Below are 22,401 nucleotides of genomic sequence, written 5' to 3'. Positions count from 1 at the left end.
AATAATTGCGGCTTGGCGGCGGGCGGCGCGGGGTTACATTCCGCGCATGAAAGGACATTTAATCATCGATCTGGCGAACCTGCCGGAGGAGGGAAAGGGATATTCCGGCGAGCTGCCGAAGGAAATTTTCGACCTGCCGGAAGAGGACGCCCAAGCCGTAGGGCCGCTGGAATACGACCTCTGGGTGCACCGCTTCGGCTCCGAACTGCTGCTGACCGGCTCGCTTTCGGCACCGTTTGAATTCACCTGCGTGAGGACGCTGCATCCTTTCGTGCAAACGATCCGCCAGGAAAACGCCGCGATCTCGCTGGAGATCGAGCACGAGGGGCAAATCGACGCCACCGAGGCCTTGCGCGAGGAGATCCTGATCAACTTCCCGGTGGACCCGAGATGCGAGGAGGGAGACGTGCCGCAGAAGTGCGAAATCGATTCCCGATATTTATCAGTGGACAAGTCGCCGGAAGATGGGCTACCCACTCCGCCCCGCGCCGAGAGCGACGACCGATGGTCAGCTCTCGACATTCTCAAGGACCTCAAGGACCAACCTTAACTAAACTACGACCATGGCCGTACCAAAAAGACGCCAATCCAAAAGCCGCTCAAAAATGCGCCGCGGCGCCACCCGCTGGCGTGCACCGATCTTCAAAAGCTGCCCTGAGTGCGGCAGCAAAGTGCCTTCGCACATCGCTTGCCCGTCTTGCGGCTACTACCGCGATCGCCAGGTGCTCGACGTCGAAGCTCTCTGAAGCCGACCACGTGTCTTCTGAACCAATTGCCGCTCGGGGATTTCCTCCTGCGGTAATTTTTCGTTTCCTCGCTTTCCACCACCGTAATCTCGATCCTGCATGAAAGTCGCCCTGGACGCCATGGGCGGGGACCACGCCCCCGCCGTCAATATCGGAGGAGCCATCGACGCGCTGCGTTACTATCCGAAGCTGCAACACCTTTATCTGGTGGGAGTTCGGGAAATCCTCGAAGAGGAGTGTAAGAAGCAGGGTCTGGATCTGAGCGACCCGCGGGTGAGCATTGTCCACGCCTCGGAGGTGATCGGCATGGCCGAGCCGGGTGCGAAAACGGTGCGGAAGAAAAAGGATTCGTCGATCAGCATCGCCATGGACATGGTGAAGGACGGTCGCGCGGACGCGTTCGTTTCCGCCGGAAACACCGGCGGCGCGGTTGCGGCCGCGACGTTGAAACTCCGCACGCTTCCCGGCGTGGACCGGGCGGGCATCGCGTCCGCGCTGCCGAACGAATTCGGCATCTGCCACATTCTCGACGCCGGGGCCAATCCCGAGGCGAAACCTGAGCATCTCGTCGCCTACGCGGTGATGGGCACCGCGTTTGCGCGCGGCGTGCTCGGCGTGAAAAACCCCAAAGTCGGCCTGATGTCGAACGGCGAGGAAGACGAAAAAGGCACCACCTTCACCAAGGAAACCTTCAAGCTCCTCAAGCAAACGCCCGGCATCAACTTCGTCGGCAACGTCGAAGGTGGCGACCTTTTCGAGACCGAGCTGGACGTGGTGCTGTGCGACGGATTCGTCGGCAACATCATGCTCAAGACCATCGAGGCGACCGCCAAAGCGGTTTCAAAATGGCTGAAAACCGAGATCAAAGGCAACCCGCTGCGGATCGCCGGAGCCGTGCTCGCCCAAGGCGCGTTCAAGGCGCTCAAGGAGAAAAGCAGCTACGAAACCTACGGCGGCAGCCCGCTGCTCGGGGTCAACGGCGTGGTCATCATCGCCCACGGGTCCTCCACCGCGCTGGCCGTCCGCAACGCGATCCGGGTCGGCATGGAAACCGTCGAAAACCGCGTGAATCCGCAGATCGAGGAGGCGCTGGCCGCCATTTCACTAGCCGTCCAAGCCGACGCTTAGTTTTGGAAAGCCGCGATTTTCACTTCGCGCTTGTGGCAACCGTTCGAGGGTTCCACTGTCCGGCCGCATGAGTGAATTGACGACTCCCACCCAAGTTTGCATCGCAGGAACCGGCAGCTATTTGCCGGAGCGAATCCTGACCAACGCCGAGCTTGCGGTGATGGTGGACACCAGCGACGAGTGGATTCTTTCCCGCACCGGCATCCGCGAGCGCCGCATCGCTGCCGAGGGCGAATTCACCTCGCACATGGCGACCCACGCCGCCCGCCGCGCGCTCGAACAAGCCGGCCTCGCCGCCGAGGACGTCGAGCTGATCATCGTCGCCACCATCACGCCGGACACGCCGACCCCGGCGACCGCCTGTTATGTCCAACAGGCGCTCGGCGCGAACCACGCGGTGGCCTTTGACATCTCCGCCGCGTGCTCGGGATTTCTCTACGCAATGAAAATCTCCAAGCGCCTGATCTCCGACGGCGCCTTCAAAAACGCGCTGATCATCGGCGCGGAAAAACTCTCGTCCGTGACCAATTGGGACGACCGCACCACCTGCGTGCTCTTCGGCGACGGAGCCGGCGCCGCCGTGCTCCGCCGCGCCGAGCCGGAAGAAGGCTCGATCCTCGCCACCGAGATGGGCACCGACGGGAATCTAACCCACCTGCTCAACATCCCCGGCGGCGGCAGCGCCTGCCCGATCACCAGCGAAAACGTCAACGACCACCTTTTCACCCTCACGATGATGGGCAAGGAGGTCTTCAAGCACGCGGTCAACCGCATGAAGGAGGCTGCGGAAAAAGTCATCGACCGCGCCGACCTGAGGCCGGAAGACATCGCCTGCGTCATTCCCCATCAGGCGAATCTGCGGATCATCGACGCCATCGCCGACCGTCTCGCGGTGCCTAACGAGCGGGTCTTCGTCAACCTCGACAAATACGGCAACACCTCCGCCGCAGCCGTCGCGATCGCGCTAGACGAGGCGAACCGCAGCGGCGCATTCAAGCGCGGTGAACACATCGTGCTCGTCGTTTTCGGAGCCGGCCTGACGTGGGCGGCCGCGGCGATTCGCTGGTAAGAGACGCAAGACATGAAGACGCAAGACTCAAGAGCAGAGCAGTCGTCCATCGGCCGGGTCTTTCTTGAATCTTCCAGTCTTGCATCTTGAGTCTATGAGTTACCGCACCACGCCGCAGGAAACCGAGGTGATGCCGCCGGGCATCCCGTTCATCATCGGCAACGAGGCGGCGGAAAGGTTTTCGTTCTATGGCATGCGCACGATCCTGGTCGTGTTCATGACGCAGTACTTGCACTTCATGGACGGCGGCGGCGGCCGCGCGCTCTCGCCTAACCAGGCGGTGGAATACTACCACCAGTTCGCCAGCTGGGTTTATTTCACGCCGCTGCTAGGAGCGCTGGTCGCCGATATTTTCCTCGGGAAATACCGGACCATCCTCTGGCTTTCCATCGTCTATTGCATCGGCCACGCCGCGCTCGCGTGCATGGGTTCGTATGGGAATTCGCCGTGGTGGCTGGCAAGCGGGCTACTACTCATCTGCCTCGGCTCCGGCGGGATCAAGCCCTGCGTCTCCGCCCACGTCGGCGACCAGTTCGGGAAGAAGAACCACCACCTGCTTTCCCGGGTCTACAACTGGTTCTACTTCTCCATCAACTTCGGCTCGTTCTTCTCCACCCTGCTCACGCCGTGGCTGTTGGAAAAGCACGGGCCGCACTGGGCGTTCGGCGTGCCCGGCGTGCTGATGGCCGTCGCCACCTTCATGTTCTGGCTCGGGCGGCACCGCTTCGTCCACATCCCGCCGTCCGGCAGCGGGTTCTTCAAGGAGGCGTTTTCGCGCGAGGGCGTCGTCGCCTTCGGCAAGCTGGTGCCGCTGTTTGTGTTCATCGCGGTGTTCTGGTCCCTCTACGACCAGACCGGCTCGTCGTGGGTGCTGCAGGCCGAGCAGATGAACCTTCATTTCCTCGGCATTCACTGGCTCGAATCCCAGATTCAGGCGGTCAACCCGATCCTGATCCTCGTCTTCATCCCGCTGTTCACCTTCGTCATCTATCCGTGGATGAACCGGGTTTTCCTGCTCACGCCCCTGCGGAAAATCGGCATCGGCATGGCGCTCATCGCCGCGTCCTTCGCGCTCACCACCTTGATCCAGACCTGGATCGACGCCGGCCAGCGGCCATCGATCGGCTGGCAGATCGTCGCCTACGTCATCATCACCGCCGCGGAAATCATGGTCTCCATCGTCGGTCTGGAGTTCGCCTACACCCAGGCGCCCAAGGCGATGAAATCCTGGATCATGGCGCTGTTCTGGCTTTCCGTGTGGGGCGGCAACCAGTTCACCGCGCAGGTCAACCGCGTCATCGGCATCCCGTCCCCCGGCGTCTCTCAGTTTGAGCAAGCCACCGCCAAGCTTCCCGCGGACTGGCAGACCTCGCCGCGCAGCATCGTGCTGCCGGGGCACGACGGAGCCACCGGCACGGACGACGATCTCATCGCCCGCTGCCATCAGGGACGGCTGGAGTCGTTGGAAATCCCCGGCCGCGAGATTTTCCTCGCCGCCGCCAGCCGGATCGAAGCGCGGGCCAAGGACGGCTTTCCCTCAAAAGAAGCAGCCCGCGAAATCCTCGGCGACGCCAAGGACCCATGGGGAAATCCGCTCGTTTACGACCTCATCGACTCGTCCCACGCCCGCATTTCCAGCGCCGGCCCCGACCGGATTTCAAAGACGAAATGGGACCTCGGCGTGATCGTCGAGAAAGTCAGCGGCGACGCGCCGTCTTCGCAAGACACCTGGCTCGGCCGCCGCAAGGCCGCGCTCGGCATTCATGAAAAACCCGCCGCAGCCGGCTTCACCCGCACCGAGTTCTGCGGCGGCCAGAGCAAGCTCGAAGGCGCGGCCTACTTCCGCTTCTTCACCTGGCTGGTCCTCGCCACCACCCTGCTGTTCATCCCGTTCGCCTGGTTCTATCGGCCGCGGACGTATCTGCACGATTGATTCAGGCCAGCCGCTTCATCACCGCGGCGGACAGCAGTTTCCCGTCCGCGCGGCCTTCCGCGAGCTCCTGCGCGCGCTTCATCACCTTGCCCATGTCCGCCTTGCCGGTGGCTCCGGTGTCGGCCACCGCCTGCTCGATGATGGCCACCAGCTCTTCCTCGCCCAGCGCGGCGGGAAGGTAGCGGGAAAGGATCTCAATCTCGGTCTTCTCCGTCGCCGCGAGTTCCGGTCGGCCGGCCTTTTCAAACTGCTCGCACGAGTCCACCCGCTGCTTGATTTGCTTGCGGATCACCGCCAGCACCTCGGATTCGTCGAGCACGATGCTGAGGTTGCCCTTCTCGATGGCGGCGTTCATCAAGGCGCTTTTCAGGGCGCGCAAGGCGTTCAACGCGACGCTGTCTTTCGCCCTCATGGCGGTCTTGATGTCTTCGGGAATGCGGGTGGCGGTGTCGCTCATGCCTTGTCCTATCACGACCGGGAAGCGAGCCAAGCAAAACCCTTATGATCCTCCGAAGATCGCCCATCCGAGGCGGAATGCGTTGCCGCCTCAGTTCGGAGTGACGGAATCCGGGAAACGAACCGGCCCGACGCGATCAGGCTTCGGCAAGTCGTTCGGCCAGGTATTCAGGTGCAAGGTCGGCACCATTAGGCCAAGCGACGGTACCGCCTTCAAGTCTCACGGTAGCGAATACCTTGCGGTCTCGGAGAGGCAGGAACACCGGCCCATCCAAGTCCGATGAAAGATCAACTTCCCCGGCGTCCCCGCTGTTGAACTCCAGATAGAGCCGGTAATCGCCCATGTATCGGACGGTCTGTATCCTCAGTATCCTATTCATGTTACTCCAATGGTTCGATTGAATTGAGCGGCTGCTCGAGTCTCGCCAAGTGCCAATCCGCGAGTAAGTCGGCGCGGTGAATGTCAGCCCATTCCAGAACCGCCCTCAGGGCACGCTTGGGGAACTTTCCCTCCACAACCCCGGTCTCGATCTCAACCGTAATCTCGTAATCACCGTATTCCGCGTGAAAATGAGCTGGCGCATGGTCACGATAGAACATGCGGATCACAATTCCAAGAAAACGGCTGATTTCAGGCATCGGGTGATTTTGGCGAACGTCAAAGTGATGGCGCCGCCGCCATTGGAAGGCGGAAGTGATGCGGATGAGGTGAAGAACGGCGGTTGTCCAGCCGCGCCTTGTTCGCCGTTGCGGTCATTCGCGAGAGACGTAAATGGCCATGCCACTAGAAACCTTCTGAAACAGTGGTGTGTTGATAGTAGTGCTGCTGCCATAAACGTTCGTTGTTCCAGTGCCGTAAGCACTGACGGTGTTGCCGTAGCGATAGGCGTTCGCAGACGCGGTCGAATATGCGGTAGCGCTACCGAACGACTGACCAATGGAACCAATCTGCTGCGTGCCAACGCCGGAGAGCAAAATGCCGTTGGCACCGAGTTTGGCTGCGTCCTTCTTCATTCGGAACAGCGCGGAATCGGTCAGGCTTTGGTCACTCGCAAAGGCATTCTTACTGGTGGCGTTTACGATGGCGATCTCTTCGTATTTGGCGGGTGGCCGGAGATAAATTTTCACGCTCTCCGGTGCGATGGCTGGGCGCGTGTTGCCTACTACGATGCGTGAGCCGCTGGTGACGTTGCAGGCGGACGCGCTGATAAGGATAAGGATAGCAAGAGAAGTCCGGATAATTGGTTTCATGGATTTGGCAAGCGTATAGCGACGGCGAACTTTGTTATTCGCTCCGTCGGAGGGTGGGCAATATCTGCCGAGTTTGGCGAGAAATTTCTGGGAAGATTCGTGTAACATGGCGTTTTCCAGCGATTTAGGGAGGAAGTAATGAGGCTTGATTTCCTCGATGATTGAACGGGAAAGCCCCGCCGGGGCGGGGATTTCTGCTAGCTGTTCGTTCCTCAAAGCATCGGTTACCATCACCGATGCTTGATGATTCGGAGAAAAGAAGGATGCGAAATGATCTTGCGCGCATGCGGGTTTTCATAAGAACAGTGTTCAAATGAATCATTCATGCGCGGATTGGAGAGAGGATCTTGAAGCATCCAGGGATCTGACGGACTTGGAGAAACAGAATTACGGGTTTCTGCTGGCGTGGTTCGAGACCTGGAGGCTCAGACAGGGTTTGGGACTCGAACGGGAATCCGCAGTTCGATTTTGGCGTGAACAGGTCAAGTCGAAGGAGCGCAAAGATTGGCAGCTGGAACGATGGGCGAAGGCGTCGGGGAGAGATTGACGATTGGTGATTGTTGATTTTGGATTTTTGATTTGGAAGATGAAGATTTCACTCAAGGAACTGAGGGAAACGATGATCTGGCTCAAGATCATCTCGCGCAAACAGATGGTTGCGGATGAGGCCGTTGACGCTGCCATCTCGGAATGCGACGAGCTGATTTCCATCTTTGTGAGCAGCACAAGAACCGCCGATGGTGGCTGAAGGTTCTTCAAAATCAAAAATCAAAAATCGTCATTCATCAATCGTCAATCCATCCGCCGGCGGCACCACCTGCACCCGAAGGTGTATGGCGAGGCGGTGACGCGGGCGGCGAGGAAGGCCGGAATCGAGAAACGGGTGACGAGCCACGTGCTCCGCCATTGCTTCGCGACCCATTTATTGGAGAGCGGCACGGACATCCGCACGATCCAGGAGCTGCTGGGACACCATGATGTGAAAACCACGGAGATTTACACGCATGTGGCTACCGGGGTGAACGGCTGCGGGGTGCGCAGTCCGCTGGACCAGCTGGGGAAATGACGCGAACAGTCACCGCGGGGAGGAGGTGGGTTCCGGATGCTCGCTTCCGGGGCGGGGACTCTTCCGGCGGGGGCCGGGATTTCATCGATGGAGTCCGGAATCCCATGTTTGGACTCCGGGACCTCAAGTTTGGAATCTGGAACCTCAAGTTTGGAGTCCGGAACCCCAAGTTTGGAGTGGATGACCTCATAACCGCATCACAATGATGCGGTTATGGGTTTGCCGGAGTTTCGGGGGTCTCGGCGGAGCTGGTTCCGGTGCGGTTGAAGAAGACCTTGAGGGCGGTGACTTTTTCGGCCGCGCCGGGGGCGGAGGCTCCGGCCTTGTATTGGGTGTAGTAGTCGTCGTCGAGGGCGTCCTGGTAGTTGTCGTGGTCGTGCTGGATCTTGCCGGCTTCCAGCTGGCTGGCCAGGCTGTGGAGGCGGGCGGCCATGGACTCGAAGAACGCGCGCATCTCGTAGTCGCTGGTGAACTCGGTCCAGTCCACATCCGGGGAGCTGAGCTGCGGGGCGCTGGTCCGGTAGTCGAGGATCTTGTTGATGAGGAGTTTGTTCTGCTCGTTGACGGAGCCGTATGTGCGGCTTGCCTCAAGCAGGTGCGGGGGTCATGGAAAAGCGGCGGAAGAGCCGGAATTCCAGAATGGAGTTGGGCATGGCGGTTGGAAACCGCCGCCACGATTCCGCCCCCGGAAACTTGCAATCTAGGAGAATTGGAACCACGGATGAATCGACGCGAATGAAGAGGGGTTTGATTCATTCTCATCTGCGTTCATCCGTGGTTCTCTCTTCCTCTTTAGCACCAGGTGCTGGTGCTGGCGGTTCATAGTCTTCCCGTCAGAGCCGATGATCCGATGCGACCATCCCTTGCCATTGCGTAGGGACCCTGGCAAGGCACCGGTTTTTGCGGCCTTGAAGACGCACTCTTCTTCGGCGAGAACACCCGCATGCTTGTTGGCGATGCCAAAGCCACCGTCTCGGCCCTGGTAATGGGGCTCGGGAAATGAGCGGGGCGATGGCGGGTCGATATCACCCGTTTTCCCCATGAAACTCAGCAACCTCCCCGTCCTCCTGCTCGCGCTTTCCCAGCTTCATGCCGGAGAGCCGGTGCAAATCACCGGAAACTCCGCAGCCCCCGCCGGGAAATGGATCCTCTGGTATCCCCAGCCCGCGAAAAACTGGACCGAAGCCCTTCCGCTCGGCAACGGCCACCTCGGCGCGATGGTCTTCGGCTCCGTTCCCACCGAGCGCGTCCAGTTCAACGAATACACCGTCTGGACCGGCCAGCCGCGCTCCTACGCGCACCCCGGAGCTGCGGCACATCTGCCAGAAATCCGCAAGCTTCTGTTCGAAAGCAATCAGAAGCCCGCCGAGGAACTCGCGATGAAGGAGTTCATGGGCGTGCCCATCCGGCAAATGGCCTATCAGCCTTGCGGCGATCTCTGGATCGACTTCCCCGGCCTTGCCACCGCCTCGAACTACCGCCGCTCGCTCGACCTCGACACCGCCACCCAAACCACCGAATACGAGGCCGGCGGGGTGAAATTCCGCCGCGAGGTCATCGCCTCCCACCCGGACCGGGCCATTTTCCTCCGCCTCAGCGCGGACCAACCGGGCAAGCTCAACGCCCGCGTCCGCCTCACCAGCCCGCATTCCAACTCCAGCACCACCGCCGGAAACAACCGCCTCACCCTCCGCGGCCAGGTCCAGACCGACGGCATCCGCTTCGAGAGCATCGCCAAGGTCGAAGCCACTGGCGGATCTCTGACAGAAGACGCCGGCGCCATCCAGGTCACCGGCGCGGATGCCATCATCGTCCGTCTCGTCGCCGCCACGAACTTCACCAACTTCCGCGACATTTCCGGCGATCCCGCCGCCCGCGCCGCGAAATTGTTGGAAAGCGCCTCCGGCAAATCCTGGGAGAAACTCCACGCCGCCCACCTCGCCGACCATCAGAAGCTTTTCCGCCGCATGGACATCGACCTCGGAACCAGCCCCGAGTCGCTGCGCCCTACCAGCGAGCGCATCGTCGATTACCTCAAGGGCAAGGACCCCCAGCTCGCCGCCCTCACCTTCCAATACGGCCGCTATCTGCTCATCGGTTCCAGTCGCGCCGGCGGCCAGCCGTCCACCCTGCAAGGCATCTGGAACGACGCGCTCAAGCCCGCCTGGGACAGCAAATACACCTGCAACATCAACACCCAGATGAACTACTGGCCCGCCGAGCCCGCGAACCTCGCGGAATGCGCGGAGCCGCTTTACGACGCCCTCGCCGAGCTCATGGCATCCGGCCGCGAGACCGCCAAGGAGCACTACGCCGCCCCCGGCTGGGTCCTCCACCACAACTTCGACCTCTGGCGCGGCACCGCTCCCATCAACGCCTCCAACCACGGCATCTGGCCCACCGGCGGCGCTTGGCTCTGCCATCAGCTCTGGGAACACTACCTCTTCTCCGGCGATGAAAAATTCCTGAAGGAAAAGGCCTATCCGCTCATCAAGGGTTCCGCGGAATTCTTCGCCGCCTATCTGATCGAGGACCCGGTCACCAAGACGCTCATCAGCGGCCCGTCCAACTCGCCCGAACAAGGCGGCCTCGTCATGGGCCCCAGCATGGACCACCAGATCATCCGCTCGCTTTTCAAACTCACCGTCGAGGCGGCCGCCGTCCTCAAGACCGACCCGGAACTCGCCGCCAAACTCGCGGAAATGACCCCGCGGATCTCGCCCAACCGCATCGGCAAACACGGCCAGCTGCAGGAATGGATGACCGACATTGACGATCCGAAAAACACCCACCGCCACGTCTCCCATCTCTGGGCCATCTATCCGGGTGACGACATCACCTCGCGCGACAGCGACCTTTTCAAAGCCGCCCGCCAATCCCTGATCTATCGGGGCGACGCCGCCACCGGCTGGAGCATGGGCTGGAAAATCAACCTCTGGGCGCGCTTCCTTGACGGCGACCACGCCTACCTCATCCTCCGTAACCTGCTCCAGCCCGTCGGTGGCAAAAAAGGCGGCGGCATGTATCCGAACCTTTTCGACGCCCACCCGCCCTTCCAGATCGACGGCAATTTCGGCGCGGCCTCCGGCATCGCCGAGATGCTGCTCCAATCCCACCTCCGCGATGAAAAAGGCAACTTCATCCTCCAGATCCTTCCCGCCCTTCCCTCCAACTGGCCAACCGGCAGCATCAAAGGCCTCCGCGCCCGCGGCGGATTCGAGGTGGACCTCGCTTGGAAAGACGGCAAGCCCGTCGAAGTCACCGTCCGCAGCCTCGCCGGCCAAACCGCCGTCCTCAGCCACGGCGGCAAGTCCCGCGAAATCAAACCCGCCGCCGGAACCGCTACGACGATCGCCGATTGGCAACCGTGAGCTGAAAATCGCGCTTGATCGCCACCGCCCGCGAGGTTGCATTCGGCCGTGAGTTCCCCACCCGCACGCTCTTTGCACGACCTCGGATTTTCCGAGCTCGTGGCCGTGCTGGCGGCGGACGGCGTGATCCTGCACCACGCCAAAGTGCTGTGGCGGACCCTCCATGGCGACGGCGAGCTGGATCTGGCAGGCCGCGCGTTCTTGCCGCCGCTCAAGCGTTGGGTGGAGAAATCCGTGGGCGAGGGCAAGGCGTTTTTCCTCGATGCGCCGGAAGTCGTCGATGAAATCCACAGCTCGGACGGGCTGACCCGCAAGTTTCTCCTGCGCCTGCGCGACGGCCAAACCATCGAGACCGTGCTCATGGGCTACCAAGGCCGCCAGACGGTTTGCGTGAGCACCCAGGCGGGCTGCGCGATGGGCTGTGTTTTCTGCGCGACCGGGCAAATGGGCTTCGTCCGCCATCTGCGGCCGGGGGAAATCGTGGCGCAAGTGCTGCACGCCCGGCGGGTCTTGAAATCCATCGATCCGAAAAAACGGCTGCGCAACATGGTGCTGATGGGCATGGGCGAACCGCTGCACAATTACGACTCGGTGATGCTCGCGCTGGAAACCATCTCCGACGTGCGCGGCCCCGGCATCGGGCCGACGAAGATCGCGATCAGCACCGTGGGAGTCGTCCCGAGCATCCTGCGGCTGGCGGAAGAACAGCGGCCTTACCGCCTGGCCGTGAGCCTGCACGGCTCGACCGAGGAGGAACGCGCCGCGCTGGTGCCCGCGAGCAAGCGCTGGTCGCTGGCGATGTTGATAGACGCCTGCCGGAAATACGGCGAGATCACCGGCAAGCGGATCTTTTTCGAATGGACCCTGATCGCCGGGAAAAACGACTCGCCCGAGACCGCCAGCCGCCTCGTCGAGTTGCTGCGCGGGATCGACGCGCACATCAATTTGATCCCGCTCAATCCCACCGGCGGCTTCGCGGGGACGCAAAGCGAGTCCGGCCACGAGTTCCAGAAAATCCTGATCGCCGGCGGATTCCCCTGCACCTTCCGCCAGCGCCGCGGCATCGACGTCGCCGCCGGCTGCGGAATGCTGAAGGCCGAGAAGCGGTCGCGGATCCCGGCTTCCGTTTCAAGGTCCTAAGCGGGCTTCGAATCGGTAAAAAGCGCCGCCGGGGAGAGGATTTTCATCGGTCACGGTGACGCTGGAGGCGGTGCGGACAAATGTAACGCCTGGAGCGGCGGTGTCGGTGACGCGGTTGGTGCGGAAAATTTCGCTGAAACTGCCGGGGCTGAGATCGGACGAGCGATGGAGGATCCAACGCGTGCTTTGAACGGCGGCGGAGTTGAGACCGAAGCTGAGAACAGCATGGCCAGCGGCGTCAAAAGCGGGAACGGTGAGATGGCGGGTGCTGCCAACATCCGCCACGAAAAAGTCCGTGCCGAGAGCTTGCTCCGCGCCGTAAACGAAGCCGTCGCCGTCGAAATCGAGATTCCAAAAGCGAGTGGGGTCGGTGGTAAATTGATATTCCACCGCGCCAATGTCCGACTTGGGCTGGCGGGGAAAGCCGCGCTGGTCGGTGGTGAGGGTGGTGGTGCCGCCGGTCTCGATGGCGGGGCTGCCATGCAGCGGCGGCATGGTTCGGGTGGGGCCGCCGTAATCGCCGAGCGGGGCGAGGAGGGCATTGCCGGAGGTGAGGTTGTTGGCACCGGTGTAGGTGCCGGAAATGTTTGAGGCGGATGGGACGCTTGGAGCGGCATTCCCAGTTACGATTGAATTTTCAAGTGTCGTTGTGGCCCCGTCGTTGGTAATTCCACCGCCCGCGAAGGAGTTCGCCGTGTTCCCGCAAACCGTGGAATTCCGGATGCCAACAGTCCCGGCATCACCAACCAGACCGCCACCGCCGCCTTTTGCGGTGTTTCCGGCGACGGTGGAATTCTCCACCAGAAGCGAGCCAAAATATTGGTAAATTCCGCCGCCGTTGGACTCTGCAAAGTTGCCCGAGCAAGTTGAGTTCCGAAAGGTGATGGTGCTGCCAGAGTTATAAATTCCGCCACCAGAAGCGCTTGTGGTGTTTCCGGAGACGACTGAGTTCTCGAGCAAGGTCATGCCGACAATGCTGAATATTCCTCCCCCGACGGTGGCGGTGTTTCCGGTGATAACGGAGTTTTGCAGCGTTAGCGTGCCGTGGTTGTAAACACCGCCGCCCTCCGCAGATGCTGAATTGGCACTGAAGGTGGTGTTCAGCACATGGACCATGCCACCTGCGACATGAAGCCCGCCGCCGGCGCGGGAAGAGTTGTCAGAAAAACTGGAATTCTCGATGTCGAGATTGCCCGCGCAATAGATGGCCCCCCCGAGCGCGGATGCGGAATTTCCAGTGAGACGGCAATTCAAAAGGGTGACTTGCGTGGTGCCGCCATTGATTCCTGAGATTCGAATTCCGCCGCCACTGGTGCTGCCTCCCCCGACGACAGCCAAGGTATTCAGAATGACCGCGGTGTTGTTATTGATTTGGATTACCCGGGAATCGTCCGCGGTTTTCCCATCCCCCGTCTTATCGCCTGAGAGGGTGATGCGAGCGGCGAGGGCGGAGCCGTCGATGGTGAGAGATTGGGAGATGATGATTTCTCCAAGGATGAGGCGGACGGTCTGACCAGAGAGGGCGGCATCGAAGGTGACGATGTCTCCGGCGGCTGAGTATTTCACGGCCTCGCGCAGGGAGACGCCAGTGCCGCCGCCGAGAGCGCCGTCATCCTCGTCCGTGACAGTGGTGACGATGGTGCCGCGGGCGGCAAGGGGGAGAAACAGGATGGCCGGGAGGAGGCTGCGGAGGGAAGGAATCATGGGGAAACGGAGATTTCCTGTGACGAGTCTTAAAAGCTAGCAGCCGGAGGAGGCGGGGGGAAGGATTTTCCGGTAATGCGGCGGGATTGGCATACCTGCAGGAAATCGCTGAAATTTGCGGTTTGCAAGTCGGCTTTCCCGGACTTGAATCCCGCCCCGCCCATGAGCCATCCCACCTTCCGCATTGCCATCGGAGCCGATCACGGCGCCGTCGAGTTGAAAAACGCCGTCGTCAAGCACCTCAAGTCGGTGGGCCACGAGGTCCACGACTTCGGCACGCAGACCACCGAATCCGTCGATTACTCGGATTACGCAAATCTGGTCGCCCGCAATGTGGCGGACGGCACCTACGATTTCGGCATCCTCGCCTGCACGTCCGGCGTCGGCATGAGCATCGCCGCGAACCGCCACCGCCACGTGCGCGCGGCGAGTGTGCGCTCGGTCGAGGAAACGGTGACGACCCGCGAGCACAATGATTCCAACGTGCTTTGCCTCAGCGGAAAATTCACGGACGAGGCGACGGCCATCGCCATGGCGGACGCTTTTCTCGTCACTAATTTCGCCGGCGGCCGACACGAAGCGCGCGTTTGCAAAGCCTCTGGCAGCCGCATCGCCGTGACCGATCCCGCGATTTATGCCGCGATCACCGCCGAGGAACACCGCCAGCGGAACAACATCGAGCTGATCGCTTCGGAAAATTTCACCTCGCCCGCCGTGATGGAAGCGCAGGGCTCCGTGCTCACGAACAAGTATGCCGAGGGCTATCCCGGCAAGCGCTGGTATGGCGGCTGCGAAAACGTGGATGTCGTCGAGCAGCTCGCGATCGACCGCGCGAAGGAGCTCTTCGGCGCCGAACACGCGAACGTCCAGCCGCATTCCGGCTCGCAGGCGAACACCGCGGTTTACTTCGCCGTGCTCAAGCCGGGCGACAAGATTTTCACGATGGACCTCGCCCACGGCGGCCACCTCACCCACGGCCACAAGGCGAATTTCTCCGGCCGTTTCTACGACGTCACCCACTACGGCGTATCGCCTGACGACGAGCGGATCAACTACGACGAACTCGAAAAAACCGCCCGCGAACTCAAGCCCGCGCTGATCACCGTCGGCGCTTCGGCTTACTCGCGGATCATCGATTTCGAGCGCATGGGCAAGCTCGCCCGCGAGGTCGGCGCTTATCTGTTTGTGGACATGGCGCACATCGCCGGCCTCGTCGCCGCCGGGCTGCATCCAAGCCCGTTCCCGCATGCGGATTTCGTCACCTCCACCACCCACAAGTCGCTGCGCGGCCCGCGCGGCGGGATCATTCTGTGCAAGGAAGAGTTCGCGAAAAAAATCGACTCGCAGGTTTTCCCCGGCATCCAGGGCGGCCCGCTGATGCACGTCATCGCGGCCAAGGCGATTTGCTTCGGCGAGGCGCTCAAGCCGGAGTTCAAGGATTACTCCGCGCAGATCATCAAGAACGCGCAGGCCATCGCCGCCCGCCTAACCCATCACGGTTTCCGCATCTGCTCCGGCGGCACGGACAACCACGTCATGCTCGTCGATCTCCGGAACAAGAACCTCAACGGCACCGACGCCTCGCACGCGCTCGATGAAGCGGGCATCACCGTGAACAAAAACGGCATCCCCTTCGACACCGGCAGCCCGATGAAACCCAGCGGCATCCGCATCGGCACGCCCGCCGTCACCACCCGCGGCATGAAGGAGGCTGACGTCGAACAGGTCGCCGACTTCATCCACGAGGCTCTTTCGGATCACACCAACACGGCCAAACTCCACGCCATCCGCGAACGGGTGTTCGCCTTCAACCGCGCGTTTCCGCTGCCGTGGTGAGCATCAGCAAAGTGCCACGACTCAGGGCGAAATGATCGGAAATCATCCTTGAAAATCGAACGGCGACCGTTCAATTTTCAAGGATTTTTCTGCCCCGTTCTGCCTATTTGAACTCCATCCGCGAGCGGTTGGCGGACTATCCGGTAGTGGCGCTGGCCATCTTGGCTTGGATCATTTGCATGTGGTCCATCCCGGCAAACATGGCATTCCCGTCATGGAATCCATTACAGCAAGCCCGTTGCCCGACTTGCTGCAGACTCTTTCCGGGGCATAAACCGCCATCAATTGCGGCGGTTTCCGCAGGCCCACGGCTGTCCTATTGTCGTCTGGCTCCGTAGCCCGGACTCTGCCGGTCGTGTCGTATGGCTGTGATCCGGATTCTGCCGGGAAGTATCCGAAACAGGAGGTGGATCGGAAATCTGTTGAGATTGCCGCGCCGGCGTCCGGTGGAGTCGAAATGGTGCCTCTCCGGGTGCTCCCTCGCGTAGTCGATCGCGTCGGTCAATTCCTGCCAGAAGGAATCCCCGAGATCAGGGGAAATCGCGTCGTAATAATCGAGGAAAGCCCGAGCCTCTGCCGGCACCTTGGGGTGATAAACGACCTCCCTCATCGACGGATTCGTCCAACTTGAGCCAGAAATTCGGCGTGCCCGATAGGGACGACGGTCCCGGAATCCATTTCCGCCTCCCGCTTCTCCACTTCCTCATCATCAGGCCCCGATGGCAGGTCTGACATTCCGTGGAGCAGATACGCAACCAACCCCTTCCGGTCCTCCTCGGAGAGTTCTTTGGCCTGTTTTTGAATATCCGCGAGTTGAACCATGACGGAACCCTAGTTCTCAAAACCCACCGCCGCAATTTCAATTTGAATCTCCCGATCCCGGCAAGAGTCGCAGAATCGTCGCTCACGCCCCGTGGCCGCCGCCATTCAACGCCGCCTCCACCACCGGCAACACCTCCGCCGGATACGAATTCCAATACAGATCCAGCGGCCCGCTCACCGGTTCCAACGCCACAATCAACGGCTTCACTCCGAAGCGCTCGACCGCACGGTGAAAAGCGGGTAGAACCACCCGCTCGGTCAACCTGCGGTCGCTGCCCTCCGCGCGAAAAGTCTCCAACACCACGCAGGGATTTGGTGGTCGCCCGGCACATGCCCCGCATGAATTGCTTTTGCAGCGGGGGCGGGATTTGGCTTTGCCTCATGCGGGGAGTTGCTGGAAGCTCCCGCCCGCATCCCATGAGTAATCCCTTCCGCGAAGACCTCGTCTCCCGCTCGCGCGCCGAACCCTGCAGCATCGTCATCTTCGGTGCCACCGGCGATCTCACGCACCGCAAGCTCATCCCCGCGCTGTATAATCTAGCAGTCGATGGCGAGTTGCCGACCGGGGTGAAGATCATCGGATTCGCCCGCCGGGAAAAGTCCGACGCGGAGTTCCGCAGCGGACTCGAGGAGCTCAACCGCAAGGTTTCCCGCTCCGGCCACGACGACAAGATCTGGGCCAGCTTCATCGAGGCGGTTTCCTATCACACCTCGGAATTTTCCGATGTCGAAGGCTACCGCAAACTCGCGGCGAAGCTGGACGCCATCGACGCCGAGCACGGCGGTAAAGGCAACCGGCTGTTCTACATCGCCTCCGCCCCCGAGTTCTTCGACGAGATCCTCATCAACCTGAAAAACGCCGGGCTCAACGAATCGAAGCCCGGTTGCTGGTCCCGCGTCATCGTCGAAAAACCCTTCGGCACCGACCTCGCCACCGCCAGGCACCTGAACCAAGTCGTCAACGACACCTTCCAAGAGGCCGACACCTATCGGATCGACCATTATCTCGGCAAGGAAACCGCGCAGAACCTGATGGTCCTGCGCTTCGCCAACTCGATTTTCGAGCCGCTCTGGAACAGCAAACACATCAGCCACATCCAGATCACCTGTGCGGAAAACCTCGGCATGGAAGGCGGCCGCGGCGGCTATTATGAGAAATCCGGCGCGCTGCGCGACATGGTGCAGAACCATTTGCTCCAACTCCTCAGCCTCGTCGCCATGGAACCGCCCACCGATCTATCCGCCGACGGCGTTCGCGACGAAAAGGTTAAAATCATCCGCTCGTTGCGCCAGTGGGACACTCCGGAAAAAGTCGCCGCCAACGTCGTGCGCGCGCAATACACCGCCGGTCACGTCGATGGCAACGCGGTCCCCGGCTACCGCGAGGAAGACCGAGTTTCTCCTGAATCCGATACCGAGGCTTACGTCGCCGTCCGCCTTCTCATCGACACCTGGCGCTGGAGCGGCGTGCCGTTTTACATCCGCATGGGCAAGCGCCTGCCGAAGAAATCCACCGAGATTTCCGTGCACTTCAAAGACGCGCCGTGCGTGCTTTTCAACACGCCCTGCGGCGGCGTCCCCGGCGGCAACGTGCTCGTCATCCGCATCCAGCCCGACGAGGGGATCTCGCTGCGCATGGTCTCGAAAATCCCCGGCACCAGCCTGCGGCTCGAACCGGTGAAAATGGATTTCCACTACGCCACCAGCTTCGGCAAGGGCAGCCCGGAAGCCTACGAGCGCCTCCTGCTAGACGCCGTCGCCGGCGACGCCACCCTCTTCGCCCGCCGCGACGAAGTGGAGGAAGCCTGGAAGTTCATCGACCACATCGAGCACGCCTGGCACCAGTCCGCCACCCCGCCGCCGATGGCCGAGTTCGTCGCCGGCTCATGGGGCCCGAAAGAAGCCGACGACCTGCTCGCGCAGGATGGCAACCAATGGCGGCGGCTGTAGCGGCGATCACCGGTCGCCGCGATTTTCCAGCCCATCCGCAAGCTTGCCGACCGCCTTTCGCCGCGCTAATTTGCGCCCGTGACTGACGAATCCATCGCCGCCCAAGCCCGCGCCGCCGATCTGGCCAAGGTCCGGCGGGCCCGGGCGATGACCCCTTTTGAGAAATTCGATGCCGGCGCGTCCCTGTTCGAGGAAGCATGTGCATGGACCATGGCGGGAATCGTTCACCAAAATCCCGGCTGGGACGCGGCGGCCAAGCAGAAGGAACTCCGTCGGAGGATCAAATTGACATCCCAAGTCTGCTCATGAACGGCACCGACGCGCTCATCGCCCTCGCCCGTGCATTCGAAGATGCGGGTTTGCCCTACATGATTGTCGGCTCCTAAAGCGAAAAGCATGAAACCCTCGACCTGCTCGCGGAAGCCAAGGCCGAGGCCGCCTACGCTTGGGAGGACGAGTGAGCGGCCTGATTTCCCCGGATGCACATCAATCATCCGCCGCCACACCGCGGGACTTGCGCGGACGGCGGTTCTATGAGTCCTTCGGAGCATCGACATGACTGCGAGTTCCGACACCATCCCCGAAATCTGCCCCGAACTGGGCATCGAGGTCCCCGTTTCCGCGATCGACCGCGAACTGCGGAAACTCTGGGAGCAGGACGAGGCGCGGACGAACGCGTCGCTGATGAATCTCGTCGTCTATTCGGAAAAGCCCGGAGCCTTGATCGAGAACTCCGCGATCATCCGCGAACTCACCCGCGAGCACGCGTGCCGCGCGATCCTCGTCGGCATCGACCGCGACGAGCCTCAGCCAAGCCTCCGCGCGTGGATCACCGCGCATTGCCACTTGGCAGACGGCCGGAAATCCGTCTGCTGCGAGCAGATCGCCTTCCACCTGACCGGCCGCGTCACCGGGCGTTTCCGCAACACCGTTTTCGCCCACCTCAATTCCGACCTGCCGCTCGTCTTCTGGTGGCAAGGCGAGCTATCCGAAATCCTCACCGAGCGCCTCGTCAGCGTGATGGACCGGTTCATCATCGACAGCTCGTCGTGGGCTAATCCCGCGGCCTCGTTCGCGATGATCGAGGAAGCCTCCCAGAGCAATCCGGACTTGATCATCCAGGACCACGCCTGGACGCGCTCGTGGCAGTTCCGCGTGGGAATCGCCAGCCTGTTCGACGATCCCGCGGCGCAACAAGCCTTGCCGGAAATCGACACGGTCGAGATCACCTATCATCCCGAGCACCGCAACACCGCGTTGCAAATGCTCACGTGGCTGGCCGTGCAAGCGGGTTGGAAAGACCGGCCATCCGCCGGTGAATTCGCATTCGAATTGACAGGCGGCGCGACGATTTCCGTCGTGCTTCGCGAAGATCCGAGCGCCCCGCCCCTCTCGTCCATCGTCATCCGGGCCAGAAACGCGACGGTCCGGATCACCCAGAAATCAGGCGCGTCCCACGTCGAGCGCCAACTCGAAGCGGGCGCTTACAAGGCGTCGTCGCTCTCGCCGGTGGACCCCACGTCCCCCGCCGAGCTCGTCGCCGTGCAGCTCGCGCGCGGCGGGAAGAACTCGCTCTATCAAAAAATCCTCCCGCGCTTCCGGGCGATGCTGGAATCCGAAAAATGACGCGCACGCCCCTGCTCTACGAATCCCACTGCCACACGCCGCTTTGCAAACACGCGTTCGGCGAGCCGGACGAATACGCCGCCGTCGCCCTCGCCCGCGGATTCAAAGGCATTACCTTCACCTGCCACTGCCCGCTGCCCGACGGATTTTCCGCCAACGTGCGGATGGCTCCCGGACAGTTCGATGACTACGTCCAAATGATCGCCGCCACCCGCGAGGCCTTCGCCGGCCGGCTCGACGTGCGGCTCGGACTGGAAAGCGATTTCTATCCGGGAGTCGAGCCGTGGCTGGAAAGGCTCCACGCCCGCGTGCCGCTCAGCCACGTGCTCGGCTCGATCCACTATCAGGTCGGCGATTACCGGAAGCTCTTCCACACGGGCGACGTGTTTTCCTATCAGGAACTTTACTTCGAGCACCTCGCGCTCTCCGCGGAGAGCGGGCTGTTCGACACCCTCGCCCACCCGGACCTGATCAAGAACGAGTCTCCCGCGGATTGGGATTTCGAGCGACTTCGGCCGGTCATCGAGCGAGCGCTCGACCGCGTCGCCGCCACCGGCGTGGCGATGGAACTCAACACCAGCGGCGTCCAGAAGGATCTGCCGGAAATGAATCCGTCGCCCTCGCAACTCGCGCTGATGCACGAGCGCGGCATCCCCGTCGTCATCGGCGCGGACGCGCATGTTCCGGAACGTGTCGGCGATGGCTACGTCACGGCGCTCGGGCTGTTGGAAAGCGCCGGCTATCAGGAAGTCAGCTTCTTCATCGATCGCCAGCGCCAGTCCGTGCCGATCCAAGCGGCGCTGGAATCTTTGCAAGTAGTTTAATCCTTAAAGGCATTGGACTTCATCCCAGCTTTTCCCGCACCGCTTGCCAGACGCGGTCGGCTTCCAGTTCGTTCTGGCAGCGCATGTCGAGCGGGCATTTCGCCAGCAAACACGGCGCGCACTCGACGTGCCGCCGGACCACGGAATGGCGGCGACCGAGCGGGCGCTTCCAGGCCGGATCGTTCGGGCCGAAGAGCGTGACACACGTCGTTCCCGCATGGGCGGCCAAGTGCGGCAGCGAGCCATCCGCGGCGATGACCAGGCCGTGGACCGCCAGCAACGGCAAAGTCGCGGCAAGCGGCGAGGCATGGAAAAACTCGACGTGTTCACCGAGATTCTGCGCCAAAAATCTGCCCCGTCCCCGCCCGCCGTCCACGCTGGTGACCGTAACGCGTCTCCCGCTTTCAATCAGCTTCCGCCCGATTTCCACCCACCGCTCGACCGGCCATTCGTGGCTCGGCCCGAAGTCCGAATCCGGGCAAAGCAGCACCGCTCCCGGCATCGGCTCGATGCCGGGAGCGGCTGGCGCGAAAAACTCCGGCCGCCCGGTCTCGATCCCCATTGCCTCCACCGCCGCCAGATAATGCCGCACCCGGTGCTCCAGCGGGCCCGCCGCAAATCCGAGCGGATGGGTCAGCAGTTTGGCCAATTTCCGCTCGTCCGCGCCAAGCCGCCGCGGGGTCGCCGCGATTTTGAACGCCTCCGCCGCCAAGCCGGTTTCCCAAGCCAGCGACGCCTCCCAGCTTCCTGAAATCCCCGCCGCCACGGCCCGCGCGCTCGCCTTCACCGGGAAATCGATCACCGTCAGCCCTTCCACCGTTTCCCAAAATTCCCGCTGCGCCGCCGCACAAAGCACCCCCGCACCCAAGCCCGAAGCCACCAGCGCCCGCAGCGCCGGCACCGCGAAACACGCTTCATCCCAGCGCATCGGCGCAGCCACCAGTATCCCTCCCGAATTCGTCGTCACCCACCGAAGCTAAAGCCCGGAACCGCCCGCGGAAACTGCAAAATCACCCGGATCACCCACCGGATTTGCGGGTTGCCAATACTCCGAACCGCGCTTAGCTTCACCGCCCCGCAGGTCACCTCCCTTGGTGCCCGCACGATCAACCGAATACGACACCGCAGTGGGATTTTTGGATGCCATCAAACGCTGGCGCTTGGCCCGAGAGGGACTTTCGTCAGGAAAAAAGCGCCGGATACACAGCGAAAATCCGGTCATTCAGGCGCTGGAAGACAGCTTTTGGGTGAAGCTCGCGCTCTACGCCGTCTTCGCGGTCGGCAGCGCCGTGCTCGTCCTCAAGTCGTCTGTCGGCACGGCCTTCGCCGCGGATCCTCTCAAGGGCGCGTCGTACGGATTCATCATCGCCCTCACGGCCATCGTGATGTTCCAAGTCAGCTTGCAGGACCGCTGCCGCCGCAATAGCCGCGTCGTCCTCGTGCTCGGCGGACTGGTTGGCCACATGCTGATGGTCCGCG

The 22,401-nt window shown here is 61.9% G+C and carries 23 protein-coding genes and 2 pseudogenes; 15 read left to right on the top strand and 10 right to left on the bottom strand.

The window, feature by feature from the left end; genetic code table 11:
* Positions 1-46: 46 nt before the first annotated feature.
* The 5 genes from AC4DF4_RS08315 (at position 47) to AC4DF4_RS08295 (ending at position 4,876) form a co-directional block, all read left to right on the top strand.
* Positions 47-550, top strand: a complete 504-nt coding sequence (locus tag AC4DF4_RS08315; RefSeq protein WP_490047656.1) for a YceD family protein — start codon at positions 47-49, stop codon at positions 548-550.
* 13 nt (positions 551-563) lie between these two features.
* Positions 564-746, top strand: coding sequence for a 50S ribosomal protein L32 (gene rpmF, locus AC4DF4_RS08310; RefSeq protein WP_490047655.1), 183 nt, complete (start codon positions 564-566; stop codon positions 744-746).
* Between the two features lie 99 nt (positions 747-845).
* Positions 846-1,874, top strand: a complete 1,029-nt coding sequence (plsX, locus tag AC4DF4_RS08305; RefSeq protein WP_490047654.1) for a phosphate acyltransferase PlsX — start codon at positions 846-848, stop codon at positions 1,872-1,874.
* Between the two features lie 67 nt (positions 1,875-1,941).
* Positions 1,942-2,943: a beta-ketoacyl-ACP synthase III gene (locus tag AC4DF4_RS08300; RefSeq protein ID WP_490047653.1), complete on the top strand. Its 1,002-nt coding sequence runs from the start codon at positions 1,942-1,944 to the stop codon at positions 2,941-2,943.
* Between the two features lie 94 nt (positions 2,944-3,037).
* Complete coding sequence (locus AC4DF4_RS08295) at positions 3,038-4,876, top strand: POT family MFS transporter (protein WP_490047652.1); 1,839 nt, start codon at positions 3,038-3,040, stop codon at positions 4,874-4,876.
* 1 nt (position 4,877) lies between these two features.
* Here AC4DF4_RS08295 and AC4DF4_RS08290 read toward each other — a convergent pair whose 3' ends face one another.
* The 4 genes from AC4DF4_RS08290 to AC4DF4_RS08275 all read right to left on the bottom strand — a co-directional run bounded on the left by AC4DF4_RS08290 (position 4,878) and on the right by AC4DF4_RS08275 (position 6,814).
* Positions 4,878-5,333 (bottom strand): GatB/YqeY domain-containing protein, encoded by a 456-nt coding sequence (locus tag AC4DF4_RS08290; protein ID WP_490047651.1) that lies wholly within the window; start codon positions 5,331-5,333, stop codon positions 4,878-4,880.
* Between the two features lie 136 nt (positions 5,334-5,469).
* A complete protein-coding gene (locus AC4DF4_RS08285) occupies positions 5,470-5,712 on the bottom strand; it encodes a DUF2442 domain-containing protein (protein WP_490047650.1) in 243 nt (80 codons plus the stop codon).
* A 1-nt stretch (position 5,713) separates the two neighbouring features.
* On the bottom strand, positions 5,714-5,971 hold the full coding sequence (locus tag AC4DF4_RS08280) for a DUF4160 domain-containing protein (RefSeq protein ID WP_490047649.1): 258 nt from the start codon (positions 5,969-5,971) through the stop codon (positions 5,714-5,716).
* A gap of 114 nt (positions 5,972-6,085) precedes the next feature.
* Positions 6,086-6,814 carry a DUF4156 domain-containing protein gene (locus AC4DF4_RS08275; protein WP_490047648.1) on the bottom strand — a complete coding sequence of 243 codons (729 nt, stop codon included), beginning with the start codon at positions 6,812-6,814 and terminating at the stop codon, positions 6,086-6,088.
* Positions 6,815-7,169: 355 nt separating this feature from the next.
* Here AC4DF4_RS08275 and AC4DF4_RS08270 point away from each other — a divergent pair, with 355 nt between their 5' ends.
* The gene (locus tag AC4DF4_RS08270; protein WP_490047647.1) at positions 7,170-7,331 is read left to right on the top strand and encodes a four helix bundle protein; all 162 of its coding nucleotides are present in this window, start codon (positions 7,170-7,172) and stop codon (positions 7,329-7,331) included.
* A gap of 42 nt (positions 7,332-7,373) precedes the next feature.
* Positions 7,374-7,649 (top strand): annotated as a pseudogene (locus AC4DF4_RS08265) (tyrosine-type recombinase/integrase); the annotation flags it as partial.
* Positions 7,650-7,860: 211 nt separating this feature from the next.
* Here AC4DF4_RS08265 and AC4DF4_RS08260 read toward each other — a convergent pair.
* Positions 7,861-8,136 (bottom strand): hypothetical protein, encoded by a 276-nt coding sequence (locus AC4DF4_RS08260; protein ID WP_490047646.1) that lies wholly within the window; start codon positions 8,134-8,136, stop codon positions 7,861-7,863.
* A gap of 553 nt (positions 8,137-8,689) precedes the next feature.
* Between AC4DF4_RS08260 and AC4DF4_RS08255 the strand changes: the two genes are divergently transcribed.
* Entirely contained in the window at positions 8,690-11,020 is a 2,331-nt protein-coding gene (locus tag AC4DF4_RS08255; RefSeq protein WP_490047645.1) for a glycoside hydrolase family 95 protein, read from the top strand.
* Positions 11,021-11,068: 48 nt separating this feature from the next.
* Entirely contained in the window at positions 11,069-12,160 is a 1,092-nt protein-coding gene (gene rlmN, locus AC4DF4_RS08250) for a 23S rRNA (adenine(2503)-C(2))-methyltransferase RlmN (RefSeq protein WP_490047644.1), read from the top strand.
* Here rlmN and AC4DF4_RS08245 read toward each other — a convergent pair.
* Positions 12,149-13,864: a choice-of-anchor Q domain-containing protein gene (locus tag AC4DF4_RS08245; RefSeq protein ID WP_490047643.1), complete on the bottom strand. Its 1,716-nt coding sequence runs from the start codon at positions 13,862-13,864 to the stop codon at positions 12,149-12,151. The genes rlmN and AC4DF4_RS08245 overlap by 12 nt on opposite strands.
* A 162-nt stretch (positions 13,865-14,026) precedes the next feature.
* On the opposite strand from AC4DF4_RS08245, the gene AC4DF4_RS08240 reads away from it, so the two are divergent.
* Entirely contained in the window at positions 14,027-15,700 is a 1,674-nt protein-coding gene (locus AC4DF4_RS08240; protein ID WP_490047642.1) for a serine hydroxymethyltransferase, read from the top strand.
* 316 nt (positions 15,701-16,016) lie between these two features.
* Here AC4DF4_RS08240 and AC4DF4_RS08235 read toward each other — a convergent pair whose 3' ends face one another.
* The 3 genes from AC4DF4_RS08235 to AC4DF4_RS08225 all read right to left on the bottom strand — a co-directional run bounded on the left by AC4DF4_RS08235 (position 16,017) and on the right by AC4DF4_RS08225 (position 16,823).
* On the bottom strand, positions 16,017-16,310 hold the full coding sequence (locus AC4DF4_RS08235) for a hypothetical protein (RefSeq protein ID WP_490047641.1): 294 nt from the start codon (positions 16,308-16,310) through the stop codon (positions 16,017-16,019).
* Positions 16,307-16,522 carry a hypothetical protein gene (locus AC4DF4_RS08230; RefSeq protein WP_490047640.1) on the bottom strand — a complete coding sequence of 72 codons (216 nt, stop codon included), beginning with the start codon at positions 16,520-16,522 and terminating at the stop codon, positions 16,307-16,309. Before AC4DF4_RS08230 ends, AC4DF4_RS08235 begins: the two co-directional genes overlap by 4 nt.
* 82 nt (positions 16,523-16,604) lie before the next feature.
* Positions 16,605-16,823 (bottom strand): hypothetical protein, encoded by a 219-nt coding sequence (locus AC4DF4_RS08225; RefSeq protein WP_490047639.1) that lies wholly within the window; start codon positions 16,821-16,823, stop codon positions 16,605-16,607.
* Positions 16,824-16,939: 116 nt separating this feature from the next.
* Between AC4DF4_RS08225 and zwf the strand changes: the two genes are divergently transcribed.
* The 4 genes from zwf to AC4DF4_RS08205 all read left to right on the top strand — a co-directional run bounded on the left by zwf (position 16,940) and on the right by AC4DF4_RS08205 (position 20,922).
* Positions 16,940-18,472, top strand: a complete 1,533-nt coding sequence (gene zwf / locus AC4DF4_RS08220) for a glucose-6-phosphate dehydrogenase (protein WP_490047638.1) — start codon at positions 16,940-16,942, stop codon at positions 18,470-18,472.
* A gap of 78 nt (positions 18,473-18,550) precedes the next feature.
* On the top strand, positions 18,551-18,781 hold the full coding sequence (locus tag AC4DF4_RS08215; RefSeq protein ID WP_490047637.1) for a hypothetical protein: 231 nt from the start codon (positions 18,551-18,553) through the stop codon (positions 18,779-18,781).
* A 246-nt stretch (positions 18,782-19,027) separates the two neighbouring features.
* Positions 19,028-20,098: a glucose-6-phosphate dehydrogenase assembly protein OpcA gene (locus AC4DF4_RS08210; RefSeq protein ID WP_490047636.1), complete on the top strand. Its 1,071-nt coding sequence runs from the start codon at positions 19,028-19,030 to the stop codon at positions 20,096-20,098.
* Complete coding sequence (locus tag AC4DF4_RS08205) at positions 20,095-20,922, top strand: histidinol-phosphatase (protein ID WP_490047635.1); 828 nt, start codon at positions 20,095-20,097, stop codon at positions 20,920-20,922. Before AC4DF4_RS08210 ends, AC4DF4_RS08205 begins: the two co-directional genes overlap by 4 nt.
* A gap of 19 nt (positions 20,923-20,941) precedes the next feature.
* Here the strand turns inward: AC4DF4_RS08205 and AC4DF4_RS08200 are convergent, their stop codons facing one another.
* On the bottom strand, positions 20,942-21,889 hold the full coding sequence (locus AC4DF4_RS08200; protein WP_490047634.1) for a glycosyltransferase family 9 protein: 948 nt from the start codon (positions 21,887-21,889) through the stop codon (positions 20,942-20,944).
* Positions 21,890-22,016: 127 nt separating this feature from the next.
* Here AC4DF4_RS08200 and AC4DF4_RS08195 point away from each other — a divergent pair.
* A pseudogene (locus AC4DF4_RS08195) lies at positions 22,017-22,401 on the top strand (hypothetical protein); the annotation flags it as partial.

This window comes from Luteolibacter sp. (assembly GCF_058122085.1).
This window is presented reverse-complemented; position numbering and strand designations above follow the sequence as displayed.

Excerpts from the sequence above, each read along its gene's own strand:
- rpmF (WP_490047655.1), top strand. The coding sequence starts at position 564 with ATGGCCGTACCAAAAAGACGCCAATCCAAAAGCCGCTCAAAAATGCGC.
- AC4DF4_RS08210 (WP_490047636.1), top strand. The coding sequence starts at position 19,028 with ATGACTGCGAGTTCCGACACCATCCCCGAAATCTGCCCCGAACTGGGC.
- AC4DF4_RS08270 (WP_490047647.1), top strand. The coding sequence starts at position 7,170 with ATGAAGATTTCACTCAAGGAACTGAGGGAAACGATGATCTGGCTCAAG.
- AC4DF4_RS08295 (WP_490047652.1), top strand. The coding sequence starts at position 3,038 with ATGAGTTACCGCACCACGCCGCAGGAAACCGAGGTGATGCCGCCGGGC.
- AC4DF4_RS08280 (WP_490047649.1), bottom strand. The coding sequence starts at position 5,971 with ATGCCTGAAATCAGCCGTTTTCTTGGAATTGTGATCCGCATGTTCTAT.
- AC4DF4_RS08205 (WP_490047635.1), top strand. The coding sequence starts at position 20,095 with ATGACGCGCACGCCCCTGCTCTACGAATCCCACTGCCACACGCCGCTT.
- AC4DF4_RS08290 (WP_490047651.1), bottom strand. The coding sequence starts at position 5,333 with ATGAGCGACACCGCCACCCGCATTCCCGAAGACATCAAGACCGCCATG.
- AC4DF4_RS08285 (WP_490047650.1), bottom strand. The coding sequence starts at position 5,712 with ATGAATAGGATACTGAGGATACAGACCGTCCGATACATGGGCGATTAC.
- AC4DF4_RS08315 (WP_490047656.1), top strand. The coding sequence starts at position 47 with ATGAAAGGACATTTAATCATCGATCTGGCGAACCTGCCGGAGGAGGGA.
- AC4DF4_RS08255 (WP_490047645.1), top strand. The coding sequence starts at position 8,690 with ATGAAACTCAGCAACCTCCCCGTCCTCCTGCTCGCGCTTTCCCAGCTT.
- zwf (WP_490047638.1), top strand. The coding sequence starts at position 16,940 with ATGAGTAATCCCTTCCGCGAAGACCTCGTCTCCCGCTCGCGCGCCGAA.
- AC4DF4_RS08235 (WP_490047641.1), bottom strand. The coding sequence starts at position 16,310 with ATGAGGGAGGTCGTTTATCACCCCAAGGTGCCGGCAGAGGCTCGGGCT.
- AC4DF4_RS08240 (WP_490047642.1), top strand. The coding sequence starts at position 14,027 with ATGAGCCATCCCACCTTCCGCATTGCCATCGGAGCCGATCACGGCGCC.
- AC4DF4_RS08230 (WP_490047640.1), bottom strand. The coding sequence starts at position 16,522 with ATGGTTCAACTCGCGGATATTCAAAAACAGGCCAAAGAACTCTCCGAG.
- AC4DF4_RS08275 (WP_490047648.1), bottom strand. The coding sequence starts at position 6,814 with ATGGTAACCGATGCTTTGAGGAACGAACAGCTAGCAGAAATCCCCGCC.
- AC4DF4_RS08300 (WP_490047653.1), top strand. The coding sequence starts at position 1,942 with ATGAGTGAATTGACGACTCCCACCCAAGTTTGCATCGCAGGAACCGGC.
- AC4DF4_RS08245 (WP_490047643.1), bottom strand. The coding sequence starts at position 13,864 with ATGATTCCTTCCCTCCGCAGCCTCCTCCCGGCCATCCTGTTTCTCCCC.
- plsX (WP_490047654.1), top strand. The coding sequence starts at position 846 with ATGAAAGTCGCCCTGGACGCCATGGGCGGGGACCACGCCCCCGCCGTC.